At 68.1% G+C, this 22160-nt stretch carries 17 protein-coding genes and 1 other RNA gene; 5 read left to right on the forward strand and 13 right to left on the reverse strand.

Annotation, left to right across the window (positions count from 1 at the left end):
- Positions 1-5: 5 nt before the first annotated feature.
- The 4 genes from ACVCMC_RS16805 to ACVCMC_RS16820 all read right to left on the reverse strand — a co-directional run bounded on the left by ACVCMC_RS16805 (position 6) and on the right by ACVCMC_RS16820 (position 5267).
- Positions 6-1868 (reverse strand): ATP-binding cassette domain-containing protein, encoded by a 1863-nt coding sequence (locus ACVCMC_RS16805; RefSeq protein ID WP_395120121.1) that lies wholly within the window; start codon positions 1866-1868, stop codon positions 6-8.
- A 55-nt stretch (positions 1869-1923) separates the two neighbouring features.
- Positions 1924-2508 (reverse strand): hypothetical protein, encoded by a 585-nt coding sequence (locus ACVCMC_RS16810; protein WP_447098138.1) that lies wholly within the window; start codon positions 2506-2508, stop codon positions 1924-1926.
- Between the two features lie 244 nt (positions 2509-2752).
- Positions 2753-3949 carry a methionine adenosyltransferase gene (metK, locus tag ACVCMC_RS16815; RefSeq protein WP_447098139.1) on the reverse strand — a complete coding sequence of 399 codons (1197 nt, stop codon included), beginning with the start codon at positions 3947-3949 and terminating at the stop codon, positions 2753-2755.
- 163 nt (positions 3950-4112) lie between these two features.
- Entirely contained in the window at positions 4113-5267 is a 1155-nt protein-coding gene (locus ACVCMC_RS16820) for a transporter substrate-binding domain-containing protein (RefSeq protein ID WP_447098140.1), read from the reverse strand.
- 178 nt (positions 5268-5445) lie between these two features.
- Between ACVCMC_RS16820 and ACVCMC_RS16825 the strand changes: the two genes are divergently transcribed.
- Positions 5446-7143, forward strand: coding sequence for a lysophospholipid acyltransferase family protein (locus ACVCMC_RS16825; protein ID WP_447098141.1), 1698 nt, complete (start codon positions 5446-5448; stop codon positions 7141-7143).
- 49 nt (positions 7144-7192) lie between these two features.
- Here ACVCMC_RS16825 and dusB read toward each other — a convergent pair whose 3' ends face one another.
- From dusB to ACVCMC_RS16865, 8 genes are all read right to left on the reverse strand, one after another.
- A complete protein-coding gene (dusB, locus tag ACVCMC_RS16830) occupies positions 7193-8179 on the reverse strand; it encodes a tRNA dihydrouridine synthase DusB (protein WP_447098142.1) in 987 nt (328 codons plus the stop codon).
- 69 nt (positions 8180-8248) lie between these two features.
- The gene (locus ACVCMC_RS16835) at positions 8249-9361 is read right to left on the reverse strand and encodes a PepSY-associated TM helix domain-containing protein (protein WP_447098143.1); all 1113 of its coding nucleotides are present in this window, start codon (positions 9359-9361) and stop codon (positions 8249-8251) included.
- Between the two features lies 1 nt (position 9362).
- A complete protein-coding gene (locus ACVCMC_RS16840) occupies positions 9363-11486 on the reverse strand; it encodes a TonB-dependent receptor (RefSeq protein WP_447098144.1) in 2124 nt (707 codons plus the stop codon).
- 76 nt (positions 11487-11562) lie between these two features.
- The gene (locus ACVCMC_RS16845) at positions 11563-12843 is read right to left on the reverse strand and encodes a nucleoside permease (protein WP_447098145.1); all 1281 of its coding nucleotides are present in this window, start codon (positions 12841-12843) and stop codon (positions 11563-11565) included.
- Between the two features lie 229 nt (positions 12844-13072).
- The gene (locus ACVCMC_RS16850) at positions 13073-13714 is read right to left on the reverse strand and encodes a uracil-DNA glycosylase family protein (protein ID WP_447098146.1); all 642 of its coding nucleotides are present in this window, start codon (positions 13712-13714) and stop codon (positions 13073-13075) included.
- 30 nt (positions 13715-13744) lie between these two features.
- Entirely contained in the window at positions 13745-15115 is a 1371-nt protein-coding gene (locus ACVCMC_RS16855; protein WP_447098147.1) for an FAD-binding oxidoreductase, read from the reverse strand.
- A gap of 26 nt (positions 15116-15141) precedes the next feature.
- On the reverse strand, positions 15142-15498 hold the full coding sequence (locus ACVCMC_RS16860; RefSeq protein ID WP_447098148.1) for a YraN family protein: 357 nt from the start codon (positions 15496-15498) through the stop codon (positions 15142-15144).
- The gene (locus ACVCMC_RS16865; RefSeq protein WP_447098149.1) at positions 15498-17405 is read right to left on the reverse strand and encodes a penicillin-binding protein activator; all 1908 of its coding nucleotides are present in this window, start codon (positions 17403-17405) and stop codon (positions 15498-15500) included. The genes ACVCMC_RS16860 and ACVCMC_RS16865 overlap by 1 nt, the downstream gene beginning before the upstream one ends.
- A gap of 74 nt (positions 17406-17479) precedes the next feature.
- Here ACVCMC_RS16865 and rsmI point away from each other — a divergent pair, with 74 nt between their 5' ends.
- Positions 17480-18307 (forward strand): 16S rRNA (cytidine(1402)-2'-O)-methyltransferase, encoded by an 828-nt coding sequence (gene rsmI, locus ACVCMC_RS16870; RefSeq protein WP_447098150.1) that lies wholly within the window; start codon positions 17480-17482, stop codon positions 18305-18307.
- Between the two features lie 514 nt (positions 18308-18821).
- On the opposite strand, the gene ACVCMC_RS16875 is transcribed toward rsmI, so the two are convergent.
- Positions 18822-19793, reverse strand: a complete 972-nt coding sequence (locus ACVCMC_RS16875) for a hypothetical protein (RefSeq protein WP_447098151.1) — start codon at positions 19791-19793, stop codon at positions 18822-18824.
- Positions 19794-20039: 246 nt separating this feature from the next.
- On the opposite strand from ACVCMC_RS16875, the gene rnpB reads away from it, so the two are divergent.
- The 3 genes from rnpB to rsmH all read left to right on the forward strand — a co-directional run bounded on the left by rnpB (position 20040) and on the right by rsmH (position 22160).
- Positions 20040-20404: RNase P RNA component class A (gene rnpB / locus ACVCMC_RS16880), an RNA gene on the forward strand.
- 323 nt (positions 20405-20727) lie between these two features.
- Positions 20728-21174 carry a division/cell wall cluster transcriptional repressor MraZ gene (gene mraZ, locus ACVCMC_RS16885; protein WP_395120105.1) on the forward strand — a complete coding sequence of 149 codons (447 nt, stop codon included), beginning with the start codon at positions 20728-20730 and terminating at the stop codon, positions 21172-21174.
- A 26-nt stretch (positions 21175-21200) separates the two neighbouring features.
- Positions 21201-22160, forward strand: a complete 960-nt coding sequence (gene rsmH / locus ACVCMC_RS16890; protein WP_447098152.1) for a 16S rRNA (cytosine(1402)-N(4))-methyltransferase RsmH — start codon at positions 21201-21203, stop codon at positions 22158-22160.

The following is a 22160-nucleotide window of genomic DNA, read 5'->3' on the forward strand; positions in this document are numbered from 1 at the left end:
TTCGCTCAGCCATCCAATTCCGACCAGCGCGCGTAGACTGCATCCAGTTCGGCCTGCAACTTCACCAGCGCCTCGTTCGCCTTGACGATGGCCGCGCTGTCCTGCTGGAAGAAGGCCGGCTCGTTCATCGCGGCGGTGCGCGCGGCGATATCGCCTTCCAGTTGCTCGATGCGCTTTGGCAGTTGCTCCAGCTCGTGCTGTTCCTTGAAGCTGCGTTTGCGCTTTGCCGCCACGGGCGCCGCAGGTGTCGGAGCCGGCGCGGCGGCCTTGCCGGTGGCCGGGGTGCTGCGCGCGGTGGGCCGCTGGCGCAGCCAGTCGCTGTAGCCGCCCACGTATTCGCCGATGCGGCCTTCCCCTTCCAGCACCAGGGTGCTGGAGACCACGTTGTCGAGGAAGGCGCGGTCGTGCGAGACCAGCAGCAGGGTGCCCTGGTAGTCGGTCAGCAGTTCTTCCAGCAGCTCCAGCGTCTCGACGTCGAGGTCGTTGGTCGGTTCATCCATGACCAGCAGATTCGACGGCTGCGCGAACAGCTTGGCCAGCAGCAGGCGGTTGCGCTCGCCGCCGGAGAGGCGGGTGATCGGCGCGCGGGCGCGCTCGGGCGAGAACAGGAAATCCTGCAGGTAGCCGATGATGTGCTTGCGCTGGCCGTTGAGCTCGATGAACTCGCGGCCCTCGGCCACGTTGTCGAGCGCATTGAGCTTGTCGTTGAGCTGCAGCCGGTGCTGGTCGAAGTAGGCGATTTCGATATTGGTGCCCAGCTCGGCGGTACCGCGCAGCGGGGTGAGTTCGCCCAGCATGATCTTCAGCAGGGTGCTCTTGCCGGCGCCGTTGGGGCCGATGATGCCGATGCGGTCGCCGCGCATCACGGTGGTCGTGAGGTCGTCGATCAGCACGCGACCGTCGTAGGCCTGGTGCACGTGCCTGAGCTCGATCACCTTCTTGCCCGAAGCCTGCGCGCTGGCCGCCGTCATCTTCACGTTGCCACCCAGCTCGCGGCGTTGCGCACGTTCCGCACGCAGCGCCTTCAGCGCGCGCACGCGGCCTTCGTTGCGGGTGCGCCGGGCCTTGATGCCCTGGCGGATCCACACTTCCTCCTGCGCCAGCTTCTTGTCGAACAGAGCGTTCGCCTGCGCCTCGGCGTGCAGGCGTTCCTCGCGTCGGCGCAGGTAGTTGTCGTAGTCGCCCGGCCAGTCGGTGAGCGCGCCGCGGTCGATCTCGACGATGCGCGTCGCCAGCGCGCGCAGGAAGCTGCGGTCGTGGGTGACGAACAGGATGCTGCCGGCGAACTGCTTGAGGAAGGTTTCCAGCCAGCCGATCGCCTCGATGTCGAGATGGTTGGTCGGTTCGTCCAGCAGCAGCACGTCGGGCTTGCGCACCAGCGCTTGGGCCAGCAGCACGCGGCGCTTCATGCCGCCGGACAGCGCGGCGAAGTCGGTCTCGCCGGGCAGTTCCAGCTGGGTCAGCACGTCGCTGACGCGGCGGTCCAGGTCCCAGCCGTGCTGCGCCTCGATCTGGTGCTGCACGTCGCCGAGCGCGTCGAAGTCGCCTTCGGCCAGCAGGTGGTGGTAGCGCGCCAGCAGCCGACCGAGATCGCCCAGCCCTTCGGCGACCACGTCGAACACGCTGCCGGCCGTGCCCTGCGGCACTTCCTGCGCCATCCGCGCTACCACCACGCCGTTCTGGATGCGCACCTCGCCGTCGTCGGCGTGCAGCTCGCCGGCGATCAGCTTCATCAGGGTGGATTTGCCTTCGCCGTTGCGACCGACGATGCAGACACGCTCGTTCGCCTCGATCGACAGATCGACGTGTTCGAGCAGGAGCGGGCCGCCGATGCTGAAGTCGACGCGTTGCAATTGGATAAGGGACATTCGCCCATTGTACTTGGCAGCGACGTTGCGGCGTGACCGGCGGCGCCCGAGCCGGCTATTGGACGTGCGGGCAAGCCCGGTCGGGAATGCGCGAGTCGCAAACCTTGACCGTGGCGAAGTACCGGGCCCAGCGCACGGTCTGCTCCGTGGTCGGCTCGGCATGCACCGCGTGCTGCACGACATAACTGCTGTCGTTGCCGTTGATCATCTTGAACCAGGTGGTTTCCGGCGGCTTCTTCCGGTCGAAGTACGAGCAGGTCTGCAGCCAGAACGCGAACTTGTAGCCGTTCTCGGTGCCACTGGCGATCGGAACCGTGTCGGCCATGTCGCAATCCTTGCGGAAGCTTTGCCCCACGCGCTCGACATAGGCATCGATCGGCAGGTTACCGCCGCCGTAGAGGACGAGCATCGTATGGATCTCGCTCCAGTGATCGAGCGTCTCGCCGCTGGGGATCATCTCGGAGATCGCCACGGAACCCTTTTGATTGTGGTAGGCGGGAACGAAGCCGTCGGGGAGCGACATCAGCAGGTTCTCGCCTTCCATTTGCCCGGTCTGCGCCGCAACGAGCGGGGGTGCCAGCGCCAGCAGAAGCACGGCAGTCAGGGCAAAGGGATGGTGGCGGCGCGGGACTGAAGGCATGCGGCTTCCTTGCGATCTGCATTGGTGGAAAGTTCAGCATGAGTCCGGCGGAACGGGCGTGGAATCGGTGCGGCGCGCGGATGGGCGTAGGGCAATGCTGCCCGCGGCGGCAAAGAAATCAGCGATGATTGCGCTGGCGCGCGTCGTGTCCCGGGACGGTGAGGCGTACGACGGCAAAACGAAACGGGCCGCGCGAGGCGGCCCGTTTTTTTCGGTGCGCGGTGTTCGCGCACAAGATGCGCTCCTACAGCTTCGCGTCCTTGCGCAGCGCCTCGGCGCGGTCGGTCTTTTCCCACGAGAAGGTGGTGTAGGACTTGCCGCTGGCGTCCTTGACCACCTGCGGGGTGCGGCCGAAGTGGCCGTAGCTGGCGGTCTGCTGGTACATCGGGTGGATCAGGTCGAGCATCTGCAGGATGCCGTACGGACGCAGGTCGAAGTGCTTGCGGATCAGCTTCTCGATCTTCTCGTCGCTGATCTTGCCGGTGCCGAAGGTGGTGACCGAGATCGAGGTCGGATGCGCCACGCCGATCGCGTAGCTCACCTGCACCTCGCAGCGGTCGGCGATGCCGGCGGCGACGATGTTCTTGGCGACGTAACGCGCGGCGTAGGCGGCCGAGCGGTCGACCTTGGACGGGTCCTTGCCGGAGAACGCGCCGCCGCCGTGGCGGGCCCAGCCGCCGTAGGTGTCCACGATGATCTTGCGGCCGGTCAGGCCGCAGTCGCCCACCGGGCCGCCGATGACGAACTTGCCGGTCGGGTTGATGTGGATCTTGGTGGCCTTGTGCATCAGCTTGGCAGGCAGCACGGGCTTGAGGATGTGCTCGCGCACGGCCTCGACCAGGTCCTTCTGCTTGACCGACGGGTCATGCTGGGTCGACAGCACCACGGCGTCGATCGCGGTGGCCACGCCGTTCTCGTAGCGCAGGGTGACCTGGCTCTTGGCGTCCGGGCGCAGCCACGGCAGCGGCGAGTTCTTCCGCTTGCGGATCTTCGCCTGCTGCTCGACCAGCCGGTGCGAGTAGTAGATCGCCGCCGGCATGAAATCCTTGGTTTCGTTGGTGGCGTAACCGAACATCAGGCCCTGGTCGCCGGCGCCCTGGTCTTCCGGGTTCTTGCGGTCCACGCCCTGGTTGATGTCCGGCGACTGCTTGCCGATCAGGTTGATCACGCCGCAGGTGGCGCCGTCGAAGCCGACGTCGGACGAGTTGTAGCCGATGTCGAGGATCACCTTGCGGGTGATCGCCTCGAGGTCGATCCAGGCGCCGGTGGTGATTTCGCCGGCGACGATCGCCACGCCGGTCTTGACCATGGTTTCGCAGGCCACGCGGGCGCGCGGGTCGCGCGCGATGATCGCGTCGAGCACGGCGTCGGAGATCTGGTCGGCGACCTTGTCCGGATGGCCTTCGGAGACCGATTCGGAGGTGAACAGGTAGTTGGACATCGCGGTTTATATCCCTTTGTACGGATAGAAAGATAAAAGAGGTCGGGCATGATACATCGACCACTTCGACTTTGCAGCCTCCCCGTCCGCGGGGCGTGGCGGGGGTGGGTTTCCGTTCAGCCGTATGGACGGCCGAACGGGTTGGCGTCGCGCGTTGGCCCGTTCACTGGCCGGTTGCGCCGAAGGCCTTGTCCAGCCGCTGCGGCCAGTCCGGCGCGTTGATCCGCTGCAGCAGCGAGGTGTCGATCGGTTCGCGCAGGCGGCTGCCGGTGGGCAGGGCGAAAGCATAGTCCTGCCGCTCCAGCAGCAGTGGCAGCACCTTCAGCTGACCGCGGAAGTGCCGGCGGATGTTCCAGCGCAACAGGGGTTCGTCGTAGACCACGGCGTCGACGCGGCCGGCGGCCAGCTCCGCCAGCGCGGCATCGACGTCGCGGGCCTTGGCGTAGTCGAATTGCTCGCGGTCGAGCCAGTTGGCGCTGGTGCTGTCCGGCACGCTGGCGATGCGCATGCCGCCCAGGTCGGCGGCGCTGCGAATGCGCTCGCTGAGCTGGCCGACGGTCAGCGCGCTGGTGATCGCCGCGGTGAAGAACGACACGATGAGCAGCGCGGCCAGCATCCACACCAGGCCGATGATGCGTCCGCCGACCGTGCGCGGCGCGGTGTCGCCATAGCCGACCGTGGTCATCGTCACCATCGCCCACCAGAAGCCGGAGAAGATGCCCTGGCGGCGGCTGCCGCCGAACTGCTCCGGGTTGCGCTTGTGTTCGAGCAGCCAGACCAGGAAGCCGACCACCAGCAACAGCAGCGTCAGCGAGCCGATCACCTTGAGGAAGGCCGGCGACACCAGTGCCCGCGCCACCGCCAGCCAGCCGGCGGTCTGCCCGCCGCGCACCGCCACGGCCAGGCCCGAGCTGGTGATCGGGTGGGCGAAATCCATCCGCTGTTCGCGCGCGGCGGTGGCGGTGATCGCGCCCAGCGCCACGTCCACCTTGCTGTCGCTGACCGCCTGCAGCAGGCCGTCCAGGTCGTAGGGCCGGTAGACGTATTTCCAGCCGCGGTCGGCGGCGATCTCCTGCCACAGGTCGATCGCCAGGCCGCTGTAGTGGCCGTGGTCCTCGATCACGAACGGCGGCGCCACCTTCACCCCGACCAGCAGTGGCTGGTTCGCCCGCTTGAGCTCGGTGGCCGGCGTCACCGTCGCGGCGGTACCGGCGGCGATCGGGTAGACCTTGATGGTCTGGCCGGCAGCGTGGACTCCGCTGACGGATACCAGCGCCAGCAGGGAAAGCAGGCACAGCGGCCACAGGCGTTTTCTCATCGGTACTCCTCGGACGTCCGGATGCGGGCACGGCAATCCCGAGCCTAACGCAGGCATGGCCTGCGTGTCGTGGCGGAGCGGTTCGACGCCACGGCTGTCACGCCGCTGTCGCAGCGGGGCAATCGTGGTGTCGCCGAAGCTCCGCAAGCTGGCGTCAGGCCAACGCGAGGGGCGTGACATGCAAGCCATCGAGCAGCGTTTGCGGCAGCGTTATCCACGCTGGTTTCGCGGTCGGCGCGGGCGCCTCGCGGCGACCTTGCTGCGGTGGTGGGCGCGCTGGTCGGGTCTCGACCGGATCGACGCGTTCCATGCCGAACATGCGCAGCTGCGCGGACTGGCCTTCGTCGCGGCTGCCTTGCGCGAACTGGAACCGCGCCATGAGGTCGACACCGCCGCGTTGGTGCGCATACCCGCGCACGGGGCGCTGCTGGTGGTCGCCAACCATCCCTGCGGCGCGCTCGATGCGCTGGCCCTGCTGGACATGGTGGGACGCGTGCGGCGCGACGTGCGGGTGCTTGCCAACGAGGTGCTGGCGCTGGTGGAACCGCTGGCGGAACTGCTGCTGCCGGTGCGCGTGTTCGGCGGCGCCGCCGGCGTGGTCGAGTTGCGCCGGGTCGAACGTGCCTTGCGCCGGGGCGAATGCGTGATCGTGTTTCCCGCCGGCGAGGTGTCGCGGCTGGGTTTGCGCGGCGTGCGCGACGGCCGCTGGCGCGCCGGCTTCCTGCGTTTTGCGCGGCGTGCGTCGGCGCCGGTATTGCCGGTGCGTGTCGAGGCGCGCAATTCCGCGCTGTTCTACGGCATGTCGGCGCTGTGCCGGCCGGCATCGGCGGCGCTGCTGGCGCGCGAGATGTTCACCCGCCACCGCCGTCCGCTGCACCTGCACGTGGGCGACTTGCTGACGATCGGCGAGAGCGAAGGCGAGCACGCGGCCGTGCGGCGCGTCCGCCACGCGCTGGATGCCGCCGGCCGCGCGGAAACGCCCGCACCCGTGGGCCCGTTGCCGCTGGCGCCGGCCATCGGCGCGCGCGAACTGGTGCGCGCCGTGGACGCGACCGAGCTGCTCGGCGCCACCAGCGACGGCAAGCAGATCCGCCTGGCGCGCGATGCCGGCGGTTCGCCGTTGCTGCAGGAGATCGGCCGCCTGCGCGAGCTGACCTTCCGCCAGGTCGGCGAGGGCACCGGCTGCAGCCGCGACCTCGACCGCTACGACGCCAGTTATGACCACATCCTGGTGTGGGACGCGCAGGCCGGCCGCATCGCCGGCGCCTACCGCGTGATGCGCGGCGCCGAGGCGCTGGCCCGCGCCGGACTGGCCGGCCTGTACACCGCCTCGCTGTCTCGCTACGCCGACGCGGCCGTGCCGCGGCTGGCCGCCGGGCTGGAGCTGGGTCGCAGCTTCGTGGTGCCGGATTACTGGGGCAGCCGCAGCCTCGATTACCTGTGGCAAGGCATCGGCGCCTACCTGCGGCGCCACCCGGGCGTGCGCTACCTCTACGGTGCGGTGTCGATCAGCGCGGCGTTGCCGCGGCATGCCAGCGAGCAGCTGGTCGGCTACTACCAGCGTTTCTACGGCAGCGAACGGACGCTGGCCAGCGCGCGCCGGCCGTTCGCCTTCGCGGCGCCGGCACCGACCTTCGACGGACTCGACATCACCGCCGCGTTCGAGGCGATGAAAACCGCGCTGGCCCGGCTCGGCACCTCGGTGCCGACGCTGTACAAGCAGTACACCGAACTGTGCGAACCCGGCGGCGCGCGCTTCCTCGCTTTCGGCGTGGACCCGGAGTTCAGCGGCTCCATCGATGGCCTGATCGAAGTGGATCTGGAATGCCTGCGACCGCGCAAGCGCCAGCGTTATCTGGAACGCGCGATGGCCTGAGATGGACAGCGGTTTGCGCGGACAGCTGCCGCGGTGACTGCCTGCGCGCTCAGGCTGCCATGGCCAGACCGCTCGCCAGCGCGGTGAAGTAGTCGCGGGTGAGCCGCAACTGTTCGCTGGCCGTCTCGGCGCGGTTGACCACCTGCCGGAACGCGGCGTTCTCGGGACGGTCCTTCGCGTACCAGCCCAGGTGCTTGCGCGCGATGCGCACGCCGGCCGGTTCGCCGTAGAAGGCATGCAGGTGTTCGAGGTGGCCGAGCAGGATCGCGGCGACTTCGGCCGGTTCGGGCTCGGGCAGCAGTTCGCCGGTGGCGAGGTAGTGGGCGATCTCGCGGAAGATCCACGGCCGGCCCTGCGCGCCGCGGCCGATCATCACGGCATCGGCGCCGGTGACGGCGAGCACGTGCTTCGCCTGCTGCGGCGTGCAGACGTCGCCGTTGGCCAGCACCGGGATGCGCACGCTGGCCTTCACCGCGGCGATGGTGGCGTACTCGGCCTCGCCCTCGTACTTGTCGGCGCGGGTCCGGCCGTGCACGGCCAGCGCGGCAATGCCGGCGTCCTCGGCGATGTGCGCAATGTTCAGCGCATTCTTGTTCTCGCGGTTCCAGCCGGTGCGGATCTTGAGTGTCACCGGCACGTCCACCGCCTCCACCACCGCCTTCACGATACGCGCCACCAGCGGCTCGTCCTGCAGCAGCGCGGAACCGGACCACACATTGCACACCTTCTTCGCCGGGCAACCCATGTTGATGTCGATGAGCTGCGCGCCATTGGCGACGTTGAAGCGGGCCGCCTCGGCCAGCATCGCGGGATCGTAGCCGGCGATCTGCACGCTGACCGGCTCGGGTTCGCCGGCGTGGTCCATCCGGCGCAGCGACTTGCGCGTCTGCCACAGGGACGGGTCGGCGCTGGTCATCTCGGACACGGCCAGGCCCGCGCCCAGCTGCTTGCACAGCAGGCGGAACGGCTTGTCGGTGACGCCCGCCATCGGGGCGAGCACCAGCGGCGGGTCGATCAGGTAAGGGCCGATTTGCATCCGCCCATTGTAGGTGAATCGCGGAAACGGCCGCGCCGACGGCCTCCGGGATCGCTTATCGGCGCTGGCTTATCGGCGCTGGCGCCGCTGGCGCGTGCGCCAGAACAGGAACCCGGTCACCAGGAAGAATGGCGGCAGCAGGCCGCACAGCAGCACCAGCAGCGTCCCGGCCAGGCCGCCCACGCTGCCGGCGTGCAGCGGATAGACCGCGTTGCTGATGCGCGCGCCGGTGCCCTCGGCGGTGGCGTCGACGGCGCCCAGCACCTGGGCCCGGTAGGGATCGAGCCACACCTGGCTGCGCCCGACCGGATGCCATTCGCCCGGCGCCCGCGCGCGGATCGTCACGCGGCCGTCGTCGGCCGAGGGCAGCGCGATGCGGCGCAATTCGGCGCCCGGCAGCGCGTGCTGCGCGGCGTCGAGCACCGCCGCCCAGTCGATCGCCTGTGGGCGCGGCGCGATGCGGGCCGGCGTCGGCGTGGCCGGCGCATCCGCGAACAGTGTCTGCAGGACGTGCCGGGTGCCTTTGCCGTAGACCATCAAGGTGCCGGTCAGGGTCACCAGCAGCAGCAACGGCAGGCTGAGCGCGCCGATGCTGCGATGCCAGCTGACCCAGCGCCGTGCCGGTGGCTGGGTATGGAGGCGCAGGCTGCCGCGCAGGTTCCGCCGGCCCGGCCACCACAGCCACACGCCGGAAAGCAGCAGCCCCAGCATGAGCCAGCCAAGCACGCCCAGCACGGCCTCGCCGGTTTTCCCGGCGAGCAGGTGGGTGTGCCAGTCGCGCAAGGTCAGCAGCAGGTCGCTGCCGGGTGCACGCGTCAGCAGCAGGTCGCCGCTGGTGGGATCGAGGTAGCGCCGTGAGCCGTCGGAAAAATACAGTTGCCATACCGGCAGCCCGGCGGTCGGCAGATCGGCGCCGCGCAGTCCCCTGGACGGCCATTCGTGCGTGATGCGCGATAGCACGGCCGCGCGCGCCGCCGCGTCGGGCAACGCATGTGCGGCCAGCGGCGGATGCAGCAGCCGCAGCAGCGGACCCTGCAGCACCAGCACGCTGCCGCTGAGCGCGATCAGCGCGTAGACCAGCCCGACGCTGAGGCCGACCCACCGGTGCAGGCGCTTGAGCCAGTACCGCACCGCGTCGGCGCGGCGCGCGGATGCCTCGATCGCGGTCGCGGCGGCGGACACTTCAGAAGGCCTGCTGCCAGGTCAGCGAGACCACGCGGCCGCGGCCGGCGAAGTACGAGTCGTCGTCGCCGACGGTCTGCGAGACATAGTTGATGTATTGCTTGTTGGCGAGGTTCTGCACGCCCAGCGTCCAGTCGCCGGCGCTCCTGGTTTGCCATTTCACGTAGGCGTCGGCGGTGCCGTAGCCGTCGAAGTGCGCCGTGCGCTGGCCCAGCGTGCTGAAGTCGCGGCTGTACAGGTGGCTCAGTTGCAGGTAGCTCGACCAGGCGTCGTTCCAGCGTTGCGTCCACGACAGGTTGAGCCGGTTGGGCGCGATGTTGGCGCCGTCCAGGTCCGAGTCGATCCTGCCGTCGCTGTTGCGGTCGGAGCGGCCGCGGTTGATCGCGAAGGAGGCATCCAGCCGGGTGCCTTCCAGCGGCTGCCAGTTCGCGCGCGCCTCCCAGCCGCTGATGGACACGCGCTGGCGCATCACGTTGTAGACCTGGTTGGGCGCGTCGAACACCAGCACCGAACCCAGCCGCGAGCGCGAGACGTAGTAGCTCAGGCGCGCCCCCGCGCGTTCGCCGAGATACTCGACGCCCGCCTCGCGGTTGTCCGACACCACCGGTTTCAGGTCGAGGAAGTCGGCCACGCTCTGGCCGGGCTGTTTGATCGCGCGCAGCACGCGCCCCACGTCGGGCAGGGTGTAGCCCTCGGCGTAGCTGGCGAACAGGTTGAGTTGGCCGGTGAGGTACCAGACCGCACCGAAGTTCGGCAGCGTCTTGCTGAAGCTGGGCTTGCCGCCCTGCACGGTGACGGCGTTGTAGAAGGCGAGCGTCTGGAACGTGGGCACATCCAGCGTGCCGTGCTCGCGGCGCAGGCCGCCGGACAGCGACAGCGTGTGCAGCGGCCAGTATTCGGCCTGCAGGAACGGCGCCCAGCCGGTGTAGGTGCTGTCCGGCACCCAGTGGCGGCCGGTGTGGGTCAGTTCCTGGAAGGTGGTGTCGCGGTAGCCGTCGGCGCCGGCCAGCACGGTGAGCGTGTCGTCGAGCAGGCCGCGCCGTGCCCATGACAGCCGCGCGCCGTCCTTGGTCGAGACATTCTGCGACTGGTCGAACAGCAGGCCGGGGCCATAGGCCGGGTCCTGGAAGGTGCCGAACGTGCCGCCGCCGAACAGCTCGCGGTTCTTCTGGTGGTAGAGCTGGGCGCGCAGCTCGCCGCCGGCCAGCGCGGTGTCGCGGTAGTCCAGGCTGCTGGTCAGCACGCGGTTGCGCGGGGCGTCGCCGGGTTGCTTGCCGCGCACCGACGTGGTCGGCAGGTCGTTGGCCATGTCGCCGGACACGGCGGTGTAGTCGCCGTGGCCCTTGAGGTCGAAGCGGTTGACGGTGAGCTGCAGGTGGCGCGTGTCGGTGAAGTCGTAGCCGAGCTTGAGGAAGCCGTCGGTGCTCGCCGAATCCATCAGGTCGCCCTGGGTGCCGTCGACGCCGATCAGCCGTCCCTTGGCGTCCGCGTACATGCCGCGCTCGCGCCACGCCGCGCCGGCGACCAACTCGAACGCGCCGCTGCGCGCGGCGAGCAGGTACGAGGCGCCGTAGCCCAGGCCGTTGCCGCCGCGGGTGGGCGCGCTGGCGTTGGCGGTGACTTCCTGGCGCAGGCCGTCCTGCTTCGGTGCACGCCTGGTGATGATGTTGATGATGCCGCCGGCGGCGCCCAGCCCCTGCATCGCGTTGGAACCCTCGACGATCTCGATCCGCTCGATCATCGCCGGGTCGATCGTGTAGGCATCGCGCGAACCGTTGCGCAGCGGGCTCGATTGCGGCACGCCGTCGATCATGTACAGCGGGTTGCGTCCGCGCAGGGTCTGCCCGCGCGAGCTGAGCTTCTGCGTCGAGGGGGCGAACGAGGGCAGCAGGTTGCCGATGGCGTCGGAGAGGTCCGGGTTGATCGCCAACTGCTGGCGCAGATCCTCGGCGGTGATCACCGTGATCGTGGTCGGCAGCGCGCCCTGGCTCTGCGGCATGCGCAGGGTGCTTTCGGAAACCTCGACCCGTTCGAGCGTGACGGCGGAGATCTGGTCGGCCGCCTGGGCGGTGCCGGCGAGGGCAAGGGCGAGCAAGGGGATGAGCGGGCGAACGGCAAGGGACATGTGGCCTCCGGCATGAGGAGGCGCATGGTAAATGAAAATGATTCGCAATAACAATCCGTGACCGGCCGCCGCCGGATCAGTGCGTGGGCACCACCCGTTGCGCGGCGGCGCGGTCGTGCCGGTGCTTGAACAGCGGCACGAACAGCAGCGCCATCACCAGCGAGTAGCCGGCGAAGGCCAGCCAGATGCCGTGCCAGTCCTTGCAGATCAGCACCGTGTCATTGCAGCTGTGGTCGGTGAAGAAATGGTCGATCACGAAGCCGGCGATCAGGCTGCCCAGCACCGCCCCCACGCCGTTGGTCATCAGCATGAACAGGCCCTGCGCGCTGGCGCGGATCTTCGGGTCGGCCTGGCTTTCCACGAACAGCGAGCCGGAGATGTTGAAGAAGTCGAACGCCATGCCGTAGACGATGCACGAGAGCACGATCATCCACAGCCCGCCGGCCGGGTCGCCGAACGCGAACAGGCCGAAGCGCAGCACCCATGCCAGCATGCTCATCGTCATCACCGCCTTGATGCCGAAGCGCTTGAGGAAGAACGGGATGGTCAGGATGAACGCGGTTTCGGAGAACTGCGAGATGGAGATGATGATGGTCGAGTACTTCACCGCCAGCAGGTTGGCGTACTCGGGCACCTTGACGAAGTCGCTGAGGAAGGCGTCGCCGTAGGCGTTGGTCAGCTGCAGCGCCGCGCCCAGCAGCATCGCGAAGATGAAGAACACCGCCATGTTGCGGTTCTTGAACAGCACGAACGAGGTGAGGCCGAGCCTGTCGACCAGGCTGCGGCCCTCGGCGGCGCCCAGCTTGGGCGGGCACTTGGGCAGGGTGAAGGCGTAGAGGCCCAGCAGCAGCGAAGCAGCCGCTGCCACGTGGAACTGTGCGGGCGAGGCCTTGAAGCCGAGCAGGCTGGTGGTCCAGGTCGCGGCGATGAAACCGATCGTGCCCCACACGCGGATCGGCGGATAGGTGACGACCACGTCGAGCCCATCCTGCTTGAGCGCGTTGTAGGCCACCGTGATCGCCAGCGAGATGGTGGGCATGTAGAAGCACATGTTCAGCAGCATCACCCAGAACATCTGTTCCGGATCGGTGACGTGCGGGATCGAGAACAGCACCACCGCGCCGCAGATCTGCAGCATGCCGTACAGGCGTTCGGCATTGATCCACTTGTCCGCCACGATGCCGACCAGCGAGGGCATGAACAGCGAGGCGATGCCCATGGTCGAGAAGATCGCGCCGAAGCTGGTACCCGACCAGTGCTGGTTCTGGAACCACCAGGTGCCGATGGTCAGCAGCCACGCGCCCCAGATGTAGTACTGGAAGAAATTGAGTACGGTGAGGCGGAGCTTGAGGCTCATGGACGAGGGTTCCCCTGCAAGGCCGGGGTCGGCCCCGTGGCCACGATGTCGTAGCGGGGCAGGTTAGAGAATCCCCCGGAAACCGGCAAGGCACGTTGCAACGGAAGCCGTCGCGCCGCCCGCAGGAGCCCGCTCGCGGGCGATGCCCTTGCTCTCGCCTTTGCGAATTGCGAATTGCGAATCCCTGATCCGGCCCCAAAAGCATCGCCCGCGAGCGGGCTCCTGCGGGCTATCCTGGTTCGGGGACGGTGTTCAGCGCGCCCGCGACGCGCTCGCGCAGCACCGGCAGCAACTCGGCTTCGAACCACAGGTTGTGCATCACCCACGGCCGGTTGCGCGGGCTCGGATGCGGCAGCGGCAGCACGCCGCGGGCCAGGTGCGTGCGCCAGTTGCGCACGGTGTCGGTGAGCGTGGCATCACGTGCGTCGCCGAGCATGCCCACCTGCGCGTACTGCCCGATGGCGAGCGTCAGTTGCACGCCGGTGAGCAACGAAAACAGGCGCGGATGCCAGATCGCGGCGCATGCCGGCCGCGGCGGCAGGTCGCCACTCCTGCCCTTGCCGGGATAGCAGAAATCCATCGGCACGATCGCCACGCGCTCGGCGTCATAGAACGTGTCGCGGTCGATCTGCAGCCAGTCGCGCAGGCGTTCGCCGCTGACGTCATCGAAGGGGATGCCGCTCTCCTCCACCTTGCGCCCCGGCGCCTGGCTGACAATCAGCAGGCGCGACCGCACGGAAGCCTGCAGCACCGGCCGCCGCCCCGGCGGCTGTTGCATCGCGCAGGTGTGGCCGCAGCGGATCTCCGCCAGCAGGGTATCCATGGCGTGCTGCTGCTGCATCAAGCCTGGCTTTTTCTTCGTCTTCTCCATTCCCTGTTTCCTGTTCCCCATTACCGGCCCTCAAACCACCTTGCCGGGGTTGAGGATGCCATCCGGATCGAACGCGGCCTTGACCGAGCGCATCAACGCGATGGTCGACTCGCCCAGCGCCAGCGGCAGGTAGTCGCGCTTCACCACGCCGATGCCGTGCTCGCCCGACAGCGTGCCGCCCAGCGCGATCACCAGCGCGAACAGTTCGGGCAGTGCGGCGTAGCCACGTTCGATCTCGTCCACGTCGCGCGGCAGCAGGTTCACGTGCAGGTTGCCGTTGCCGGCGTGGCCGAAACACACCAGCGGGACCGCATGCTTGGCGGCCAGCGCCTGCGCGCCGGCGACGAGTTCGGGCAGACGGCTCACCGGCACCGCCACGTCTTCGTTGATCTTGTGCTGGGTCGCCGCGCGCTGGGCGAACGAGAGCGCCTTGCGCGCGGCCCACAGCGCGGCGTTTTCGCTGGCGTCCGCCGCGATGTCCAGCGCGATCAGGCCTTCGCCGCGCGCGGCGCGCGCCACGGCGTCCTGCGCGAAGCTGACGGTTTCCGGCGTGCCGTCGACCTCGATCAGCAGCAGCGCGCCCGCCTGCGGCACGTCCGCGTCCGGCGCGTGGTCGCGCGCCAGCTTGAGCGCCAGCGCATCCATGAATTCCAGCGCCGCGGGCGTCACCGGCTGCGCCATGATGCGCGCGACCGCCTGCGCCGCGCTGGCCGTGTCGCGATAGGTGGCGCGTAGCGAGCGCACCGCGGAGGGCCGGGGCGTGAGCTTGAGCGTGGCCTCGGTGACGAGCGCCAGCGTGCCTTCCGAGCCGATGATCAGGCGCGTGAGGTCGTAGCCGGTGGAATCCTTGGTGGTGTGCGTGCCGGCCGCGAAACCTGCGCCGGTGCCGGCCACGGCGCGCAAGCCCAGCACGTTGTCGCGGGTGGCGCCGTATTTCAGCGCGCGCGGTCCGCCTGCGTTGCAGGCGAGATTGCCGCCTATCGTGCACCACGGTGCCGAGCCCGGATCGGGCGCCCAGAAGAACCCGTGCGGGGCCAGCGCCTGCTGCAAGGCCTCGTTGGTGACGCCCGGTTCGACCACCGCGAGGCGATCGCCTGGCGCAATGCGCACGATACGATCCATGCGCTGGAAATTTGCCACCACGCCGCCGGCCAGCGGCACCGAAGCGCCGGTGGAACTGGTGCCGCCGCCGCGCGCGGTGAGCGGCACGCGATGCTCGCGACAGGCGCGAACCAGTGACTCCACCTGCGCGTGCGTGGCGGGATAGACCACGACGTCCGGCCGGTGCGCATGGCGCGAGTAGTCGCCCGCCGCGGTGCGCAGGGCGTCGTCGCCGCTGTCCAGCGCGTCGCCGGGAAAGATCGCGCGCAGGGTGTCGAGCAGGGGGACGGGCAGGGCCATGCCGCGATTATCGCACCGCGCCGGACTCAACCCGCCTCGAAGGCATCACGCAACCATTGCCTTTGCAGTGCGTCGACCGGGCCGTCGTAGCTGACCACATCGAAGCGGCACGGGCGTCGCGCATGCTGCGGGTGGGCGGCCAGCCAGTGCTGCGCGGCGTGGATCAGCTTGGCCTGCTTGCTTGCGGTGACCGAGGTGGCGGCGTCGCCGTGGCTGGCGCTCTTGCGGTAGCGCACCTCGACGAAGACCACGGTGTCGCCATCGCGCATCACCAGGTCCAGTTCGCCGTGGCGGGTGGTGTAGTTGCGCGCCAGCAGCTTCAGGCCGGCGCGTTCGAGCGCGACGCAGGCGCGCTGTTCGAAGTCGTCGCCGGCCGCGCGCATCAGCCGGCGGGGTTGGCGTCGGCGCTGGAACTGGCCGGCGCCGGCGCCGCCGGCGGCGGCGAAGGTACCGAGTCGATCTGCAGGTTGCCGCTGAGCGGGCGCGCCACGCCATTCTCGAACTTCGCCCAGGTCAGCACGCGGCGGATGCGGCCGAACGGATCGGCGGCCAGCTGCCCGGTGGCGCCCGGCATGTAGCTGCCCGGATGCGCCTTCAGCCAGTCGAGGTAGGGCACCAGGCTCCACGCGTCCATGCCGAACGCGAACAGGCGCGCGGCGCCATCGCGGGCGGCGGGCAGCTTCGCCGCGATCGCCGCACGGTCGGGCAGGCCGGGCTGCGCGTCGAACAGCCAGGGCGCGTCGCAGAACTCGACGCCGTCCAGGTCGCGATTGGCTGGCGCGTCGTCGCTGCCGGCGTACACGTGCGAGGTGGCGAACACCGGCAGCTGGACCTGGGCGATGCGCAGTTGCGGCATCAGCAGCCGCGCCTGGTTGGGGCGCATGCTGATGAAGATGCCGGTATCGGCGGGGGCGGCGGGCGTCGCCGTCGCGGCGTCGGCGGTGCTTGCCGCGGCGGCCGGCGCCGGTGCCGCGCTGGCCGTGGGCAACTGCAGGTTCTTGATCCCGTCGGCGAAACTGGTGGCGCCGCTCGGCAGCACCGTCATGGCCACCACGTCGCCGCCGCGGGAGATCAGCTCGGCCTTGAATGCGCTCGCCGCGCGTTGCGCGAAGTCGTCGCCGGAGATCATCACGTAGGCGTGCAGCAGGCCGCGCTCGGCCATGTGGTCGGCGGCCTGCGCGCCCTCGGTTTCCGGCAGCAGGCCGAACTCGCTGGCGTTGCCGGCGGGCAGCTGGCGGTCGTCCGGGTGGTTCAGCGCCAGCACCGGCACCGGCAGTTGCGGCAGCGCGAACACCGCCGCGACTTCACCGCGGGTCAACGGGCCGACCACCAGCCGGGCGCCGTCGCGCACCGCCTGCTGGTAGGCCTGCACCGCGCCGTCGGCCGTGCCGTGGCTGTTGTAGCTGCGTACCGTCGGCCGCGGCGCGTGGTTGCGGCCCGCATCGAAATAGGCGGCGAAGAAACCCTGGCGGATCGGTGTGCTGGCGGCGGCGTAGTCGCCATCGGCCGGCAACAGCAGGGCGACCTGGGCCGGCACCTTGTAGCCTTCGCGCACGTTGGCGCCGGCTTCGGGCAGCAGCATGCCCACCGCTTGCTGCAATTCCGGCTGCGGCTGCGCCACGCTGACACCGAGCTGGCGCAGGGCCTCGTTGATCCACGGCAGCATGCGGTCGCCGGGCTTCATCGCGGCGGCGCGGTGTTGCAGCGGCGCGATGCCGAGCCTGGCGAGCAGATCCAGCGCCTGGCGCCGGTTCTGCGCCTGGTCGAAGCCTTGCAGTTCGGCATCCATCTGCACGCGGGTGCGCGCGGCGCCCCACAGGTCGCCGGAATCCTTCATGGCGCGGGCGCGCAGTTCCAGCAGGCGCAGCTGCAGCGAAGGCGGCACGGACACGTTCGGCTGGCTGGTCAGGCGCAGGGCGGTGCGCGCGTCGTGCTGGTCCAGCGCCAACTCCGCCCGCAGCAGGTCCAGGCGCAGCGGTTCGTCGCCGCTCAGCCGCTCGCGCCGGATCTTGTCCAGCACCGGCGCGGCCTGTTCGATGCGACCTTCCTGGCGCCACGCCTCGGCGGCCTGCAGACGATAGCTGTCGGCGCGTGCGGACGATTGCGCGGCAAGCTGCAGCCAGGCCTGGGCGGCCTGGTCGAACTGGCCCTGCTGCGCCAGCGCGCTGGCGTGCTGCGCGGCGGCGATTTCCGCCGGCGAACGCACCGCGCCGGTCGGAACGCACGCATTCAATGCGAGCGCGAACAGCAAGGCCGTGAGGATGACTCGCGCGAGGCGCATGAAGCGCATGGGAAATCCCTTGGTCGTCATGGTCGTCAATGCGCGATGATAGCCGATCGTCCCGCCGGCTCATGGAGTGCCCGATGTCTCGTGTTCAACCCGGCTGCCTGTGGGTGGTGGCCACGCCGATCGGGCATCGCGACGATCTGTCCGCCCGCGCCATCGAGACGCTGCGCGCGGTGGCCGTGATCGCCGCGGAGGACACCCGCCACAGCCGCCCGCTGCTGCTGCATCACGGCGTCGCCACGCCGCTGGTCGCCCTGCACGACCACAACGAGCGCGAGGTGGTCGATGCGCTGGTGGCGCGCCTGCAGGGTGGTGAATCGGTGGCGCTGATTTCCGACGCCGGCACGCCGCTGATTTCGGATCCCGGTTTTCGCCTGGTGCGCGCGGCGCGTGCGGCAGGCATCCGCTGCGCGCCGCTGCCTGGCGCCTGCGCGGCGATTGCCGCGCTGTCCGTCGCCGGGCTGCCCAGCGACCGCTTCGTGTTCGAGGGCTTCCTGCCGGCCAAGGCCGCCGCGCGCCGCAGCCGGCTGCGGGAACTGGCCGGCGAGCCGCGCACGATCATCTTCTATGAGTCCTCGCACCGCGTCGCCGAAAGCCTGGCCGACATGCGCGACGTGTTCGGCGCCGAGCGCGAAGCCGTGCTCGCGCGCGAACTGACCAAGATGTTCGAAACCGTGCTGGGCGAACCGCTGGCGGCGTTGGCCGCGCGCGTCGCCGCCGATCCCGACCAGCAACGCGGCGAACACGTAATCCTGGTGGCGGGGCGCGGTGAGGAAGCCGACGCGAAACTCGCCGAAGGCAAGCGCATCTTCGCAATCCTGCGTGAGGAGTTGCCGCCGGCGAAGGCCGCGAAGCTGGCGGCGGCGATCAGCGGGGCGCCGCGCAAGCTTCTGTACCAAGAGTAGGGGATGGAGAGGGTAGAGACCCGTTCAAGTCTTGAGCGCTTTTCCGATTATCGGTTCCTCGTTTTCCATTTCCCTTTTTCTTGGGTCCAGATCACGACCCCCCTGGGCAATGCTATGGTCCGAAAAGCATTTCGCGCAAAGGAAACCACCACACGAACAGAAAGACGAAGAGTGACCAACCCAGCCAGCTCGTCGCGGTTTTCTCCCGGCTCGGTGGCAGCCTCCGCACTTGTTGCATGATCAACGTGATCATGACTATCGGAACTCCGACATCCCCGACAAGCCGGAGAAGTTCCGGATCGGGCGTGAGTCCAAACGCCGAAAGCCAGTCCTCGCCCCTCTGGTGGCGCCGATAGGCCACTAGTCCGTTTATGATCACTGAGCCCGACAATGCTAGCCAAATTGCATAATGACGCCAACTGGACGACTGCGTGTCATCGGCTTTCGTCAGAATTTGCTTTTGATTCGTCATAAGCCCCCATACCTAAGTAGTGACGTCGGTGACGAGTTCAAGTTAGCGACCTGGGTAAGGGGTGTGGCATGTCACCGTATCTTTGTGCAGCTTGTGCAAGCCGATCACGAACGGCACGATCGCGGCAGCGCATACCACTGCTCCTACACCCGTCTCGGCAAGCCCACATGCTGTGCCAGCTGCCAGGTCATTTCCGCCTTGCGCCAAATTATCCGTGCCCATATCGTCGCAAGCGTTCTGTCGGTCATGCTCATAGAGAATGCAATCTATGTCGTTCGGAGCGCAACCGTCTGGACGCGGCGGCTGACTTGTTGGAGGGGCGTCCCCGAATGCGCTACCCCACCATAGATCGTACGAACCCCAATTTGACATGCCACCAGGGCCCCAGTCTGACAAGCCTCCCGCCCATTCGTTGCATGAACCAGGGATTGGGAAACAGTCGCCACCGGTTGGAGTGGCCCACAGAGAACCGTCGTCGTCGCCAAGCCCGCCCGTATCGCGTGGTGGCGGAAAGAAAAAACTCGGATTGACGTTCCTTAGCCCCCCAGTCGACGGACGAAAGTTGGCGTTAGCACTCCGTGGTCCTGCATGCACCATGATCGCGTCGGACTTGGCGGCGCTGATGGACTGATACATTTGATCGTACATTTGGCTGGCTGCTTGGCCATTACCATTCGTGACTTGCAGCAGAACCCGCTCGAGCGGGAGCGTTGACTGGCTGCCCGTAACATCCACTAGTGTGACGGTACCGTTCTGGAAGTCAAACGAAGCGCTTAATCCATTCTTAAGTCGAATGGCGTAAGTCTTGGATGCCCTCTCGGCATGGAAGTAATTCAGCTCGAAGCCGGTGGAGGAAGATTGAGCTTGGATGGCTGCAGCGAGGTCAGTGCCGTGCGCTCCAAATGCACCAGGCATGGGCGATGCCGCAAATACATAATTACTCACGCCACCGCACACAAGCAGCAGAATCAAGCCAATGGCTTTCACCTTGTTCGGAATAATCATGGATTCCATTTCGATAATCCTCATCATTGGTACTCCAAATTCATCCCCTGTTCAAAAACGCTACCCCCCCTCTGTAAGGTGTCAAGTATCAGCATTTGCCCAGCACATGTGAGCTCAAAATAAAGTCGGACGATGCCAACACTGCGTGTCGGCGACCGCCCCGCTGAGGCGGATAAAACCATCGGGTGCCGTGTTGAACGCCGGCAGTGCCCGTCCGATGCGCCGCGTCCCATCCCGACCGAGTACACTGGCCACGGAGTCGGCCGGGCAGTCGCGTCGCGCGCAAGCGCATCGAGGAAAGTCCGGGCTCCACAGGGCAGAGTGCCAGGTAACTCCTGGGCAGCGTGAGCTGACGGCCAGTGCAACAGAGAGCAGACCGCCGATGGCCTCGCAAGAGGATCAGGCAAGGGTGAAAGGGTGCGGCAAGAGCGCACCGCGTACGGGGCCAACGCCGTACGGCACGGTAAACCCCACTCGGAGCAAGACCAAATAGGGGAACGATAACGCGGCCCGCGTTGTTCCCGGGTAGGTTGCTGGAGCCAGGCGGCGACGCCTGGCCGAGAGGAATGACTGTCGCGCCGCAAGGCGTACAGAACCCGGCTTACAGGCCGACTCCACCTCTTTCCGTACCGCCGACGCCGCGACTGACCTGTCGCGGCGTCGACTGCGCGTGCCGATGAACGGCGATTCATCCGCGTGCGTCGGTCACGGGGGCGCGGAAGCGCCAAGCGGCTGGCCTCGGCCGCAAACCGGCTGCAGGGTCGCCGCAAAAAATTCCCTGCTTTCAACCACCTTGTCGGCCTTCCTGAGAATATCCTGCACATACATTCAGACTTCGCCTTTACTCCTTGATTCACAAGCAATTTCGGCTTGACAGTCTCAGCGGGCGAGACTATCGTGGCTTTCAGTGTGAAATCGTGGGTTTTAGTGGAGTCTGCTGACCGTGTTCCAGGGCGAAACCGCCATCACCATCGACGACAAGGGCCGCCTGGCCATCCCGACCGCGTATCGGGAGCAGGTGGCTGGCGAGTGCGCCAATCGTCTGGTGGTCACCTACAACCCGTTCGAACCGGGTTGCCTGTGGCTGTTTCCGCATGACGAGTGGGAAAAGGTGCGCGATCAGGTGAACCAGCTGCCCAAGGTCAAGGCGGCCCATCGCGACATGCAGATGAAGCTGGTCGGCGCCGCCGCCGTGGTCGAGCCCGACAGTGCCGCGCGCATCCTGCTGCCGGCCAGCCAGCGGGCCACCACCGGCATCGAGAAGAAGGCGGTGCTGCTCGGCATGGGCAACAAATTCGAACTGTGGAGCGAGCAGGCGCACCTGGCCAAGATCCGCCAGAGCATCGGCGAAGACGAGATCACCAGCGAAATGGCAGAGCTGCGCCTGTAATCCACAGGCGCGGGCGTGGCGGAATCATGCGGGATGGGACGGGAGTGCGCTCGGTGCAATTGCAGCATGTCCCGGTGATGCTGGGCGAGGCGGTGGAGGGATTGTCCGTGCAGGCAGACGGGCGCTATCTGGACGGCACGTTCGGGCGCGGTGGTCATGCGCGCGCGGTGCTGTCGCGCCTGGGTCCGGCCGGCCGGCTCTTGTTGATGGATCGCGATCCGGCCGCGATCGCCGCTGCGCGGGCCGAGTTTGCCGCCGACGCACGGGTGGCGATCCGCCACGCCAACTTCTCCAGCCTGGCCGAATGGGACGAGACCGCCGCCGGGCTCGACGGCGTGCTGCTCGACCTGGGCGTCTCGTCGCCGCAACTGGACGAGGCCGCGCGGGGCTTCAGCTTCATGGCCGATGCGCCGCTGGACATGCGCATGGACACCACGCAGGGCGAGAGCGCCGCCGATTTCCTCGCTCACGCCAGCGAGCGCGAGATTGCCGACGTGCTGTGGAATTACGGCGAGGAGCGCCACAGCCGGCGCATCGCCCGCGCCATCGTGGCCGATCGCGACGCCACCCCGTTCACCCGCACCGGCCAGCTGGCCGCGCTGATCGAGCGCGTGGTGGGCCGGCGCGAGCCGGGCAAGCATCCGGCCACGCGCAGCTTCCAGGCGCTGCGCATTCGCGTGAACGGCGAGCTGGACGCCTTGCAGCAGGGTCTGGACGCCGCGCTGGAACGGCTCAAGCCGGGCGGGCGGCTGTCGGTGATCAGTTTCCACTCGCTGGAGGATCGCGCGGTGAAGCTGTTCATCCGCGACCACTCCGGACGCGTGCAGAACAGTCGTCGCGGACCGCCAGTGCAGGGGGCGCCGGCGCAGTTGGTGGCAATCGGCAAGGCGCAATTCCCGTCCGAGGCCGAGCTGGCCGCCAATCCGCGGTCACGCTCGGCGGTGCTGCGCGTGGCCGAGAAGCTGCCGCGGGAGGTCGCCGCGTGA

This window comes from Rhodanobacter sp. UC4452_H20, from assembly GCF_052978205.1.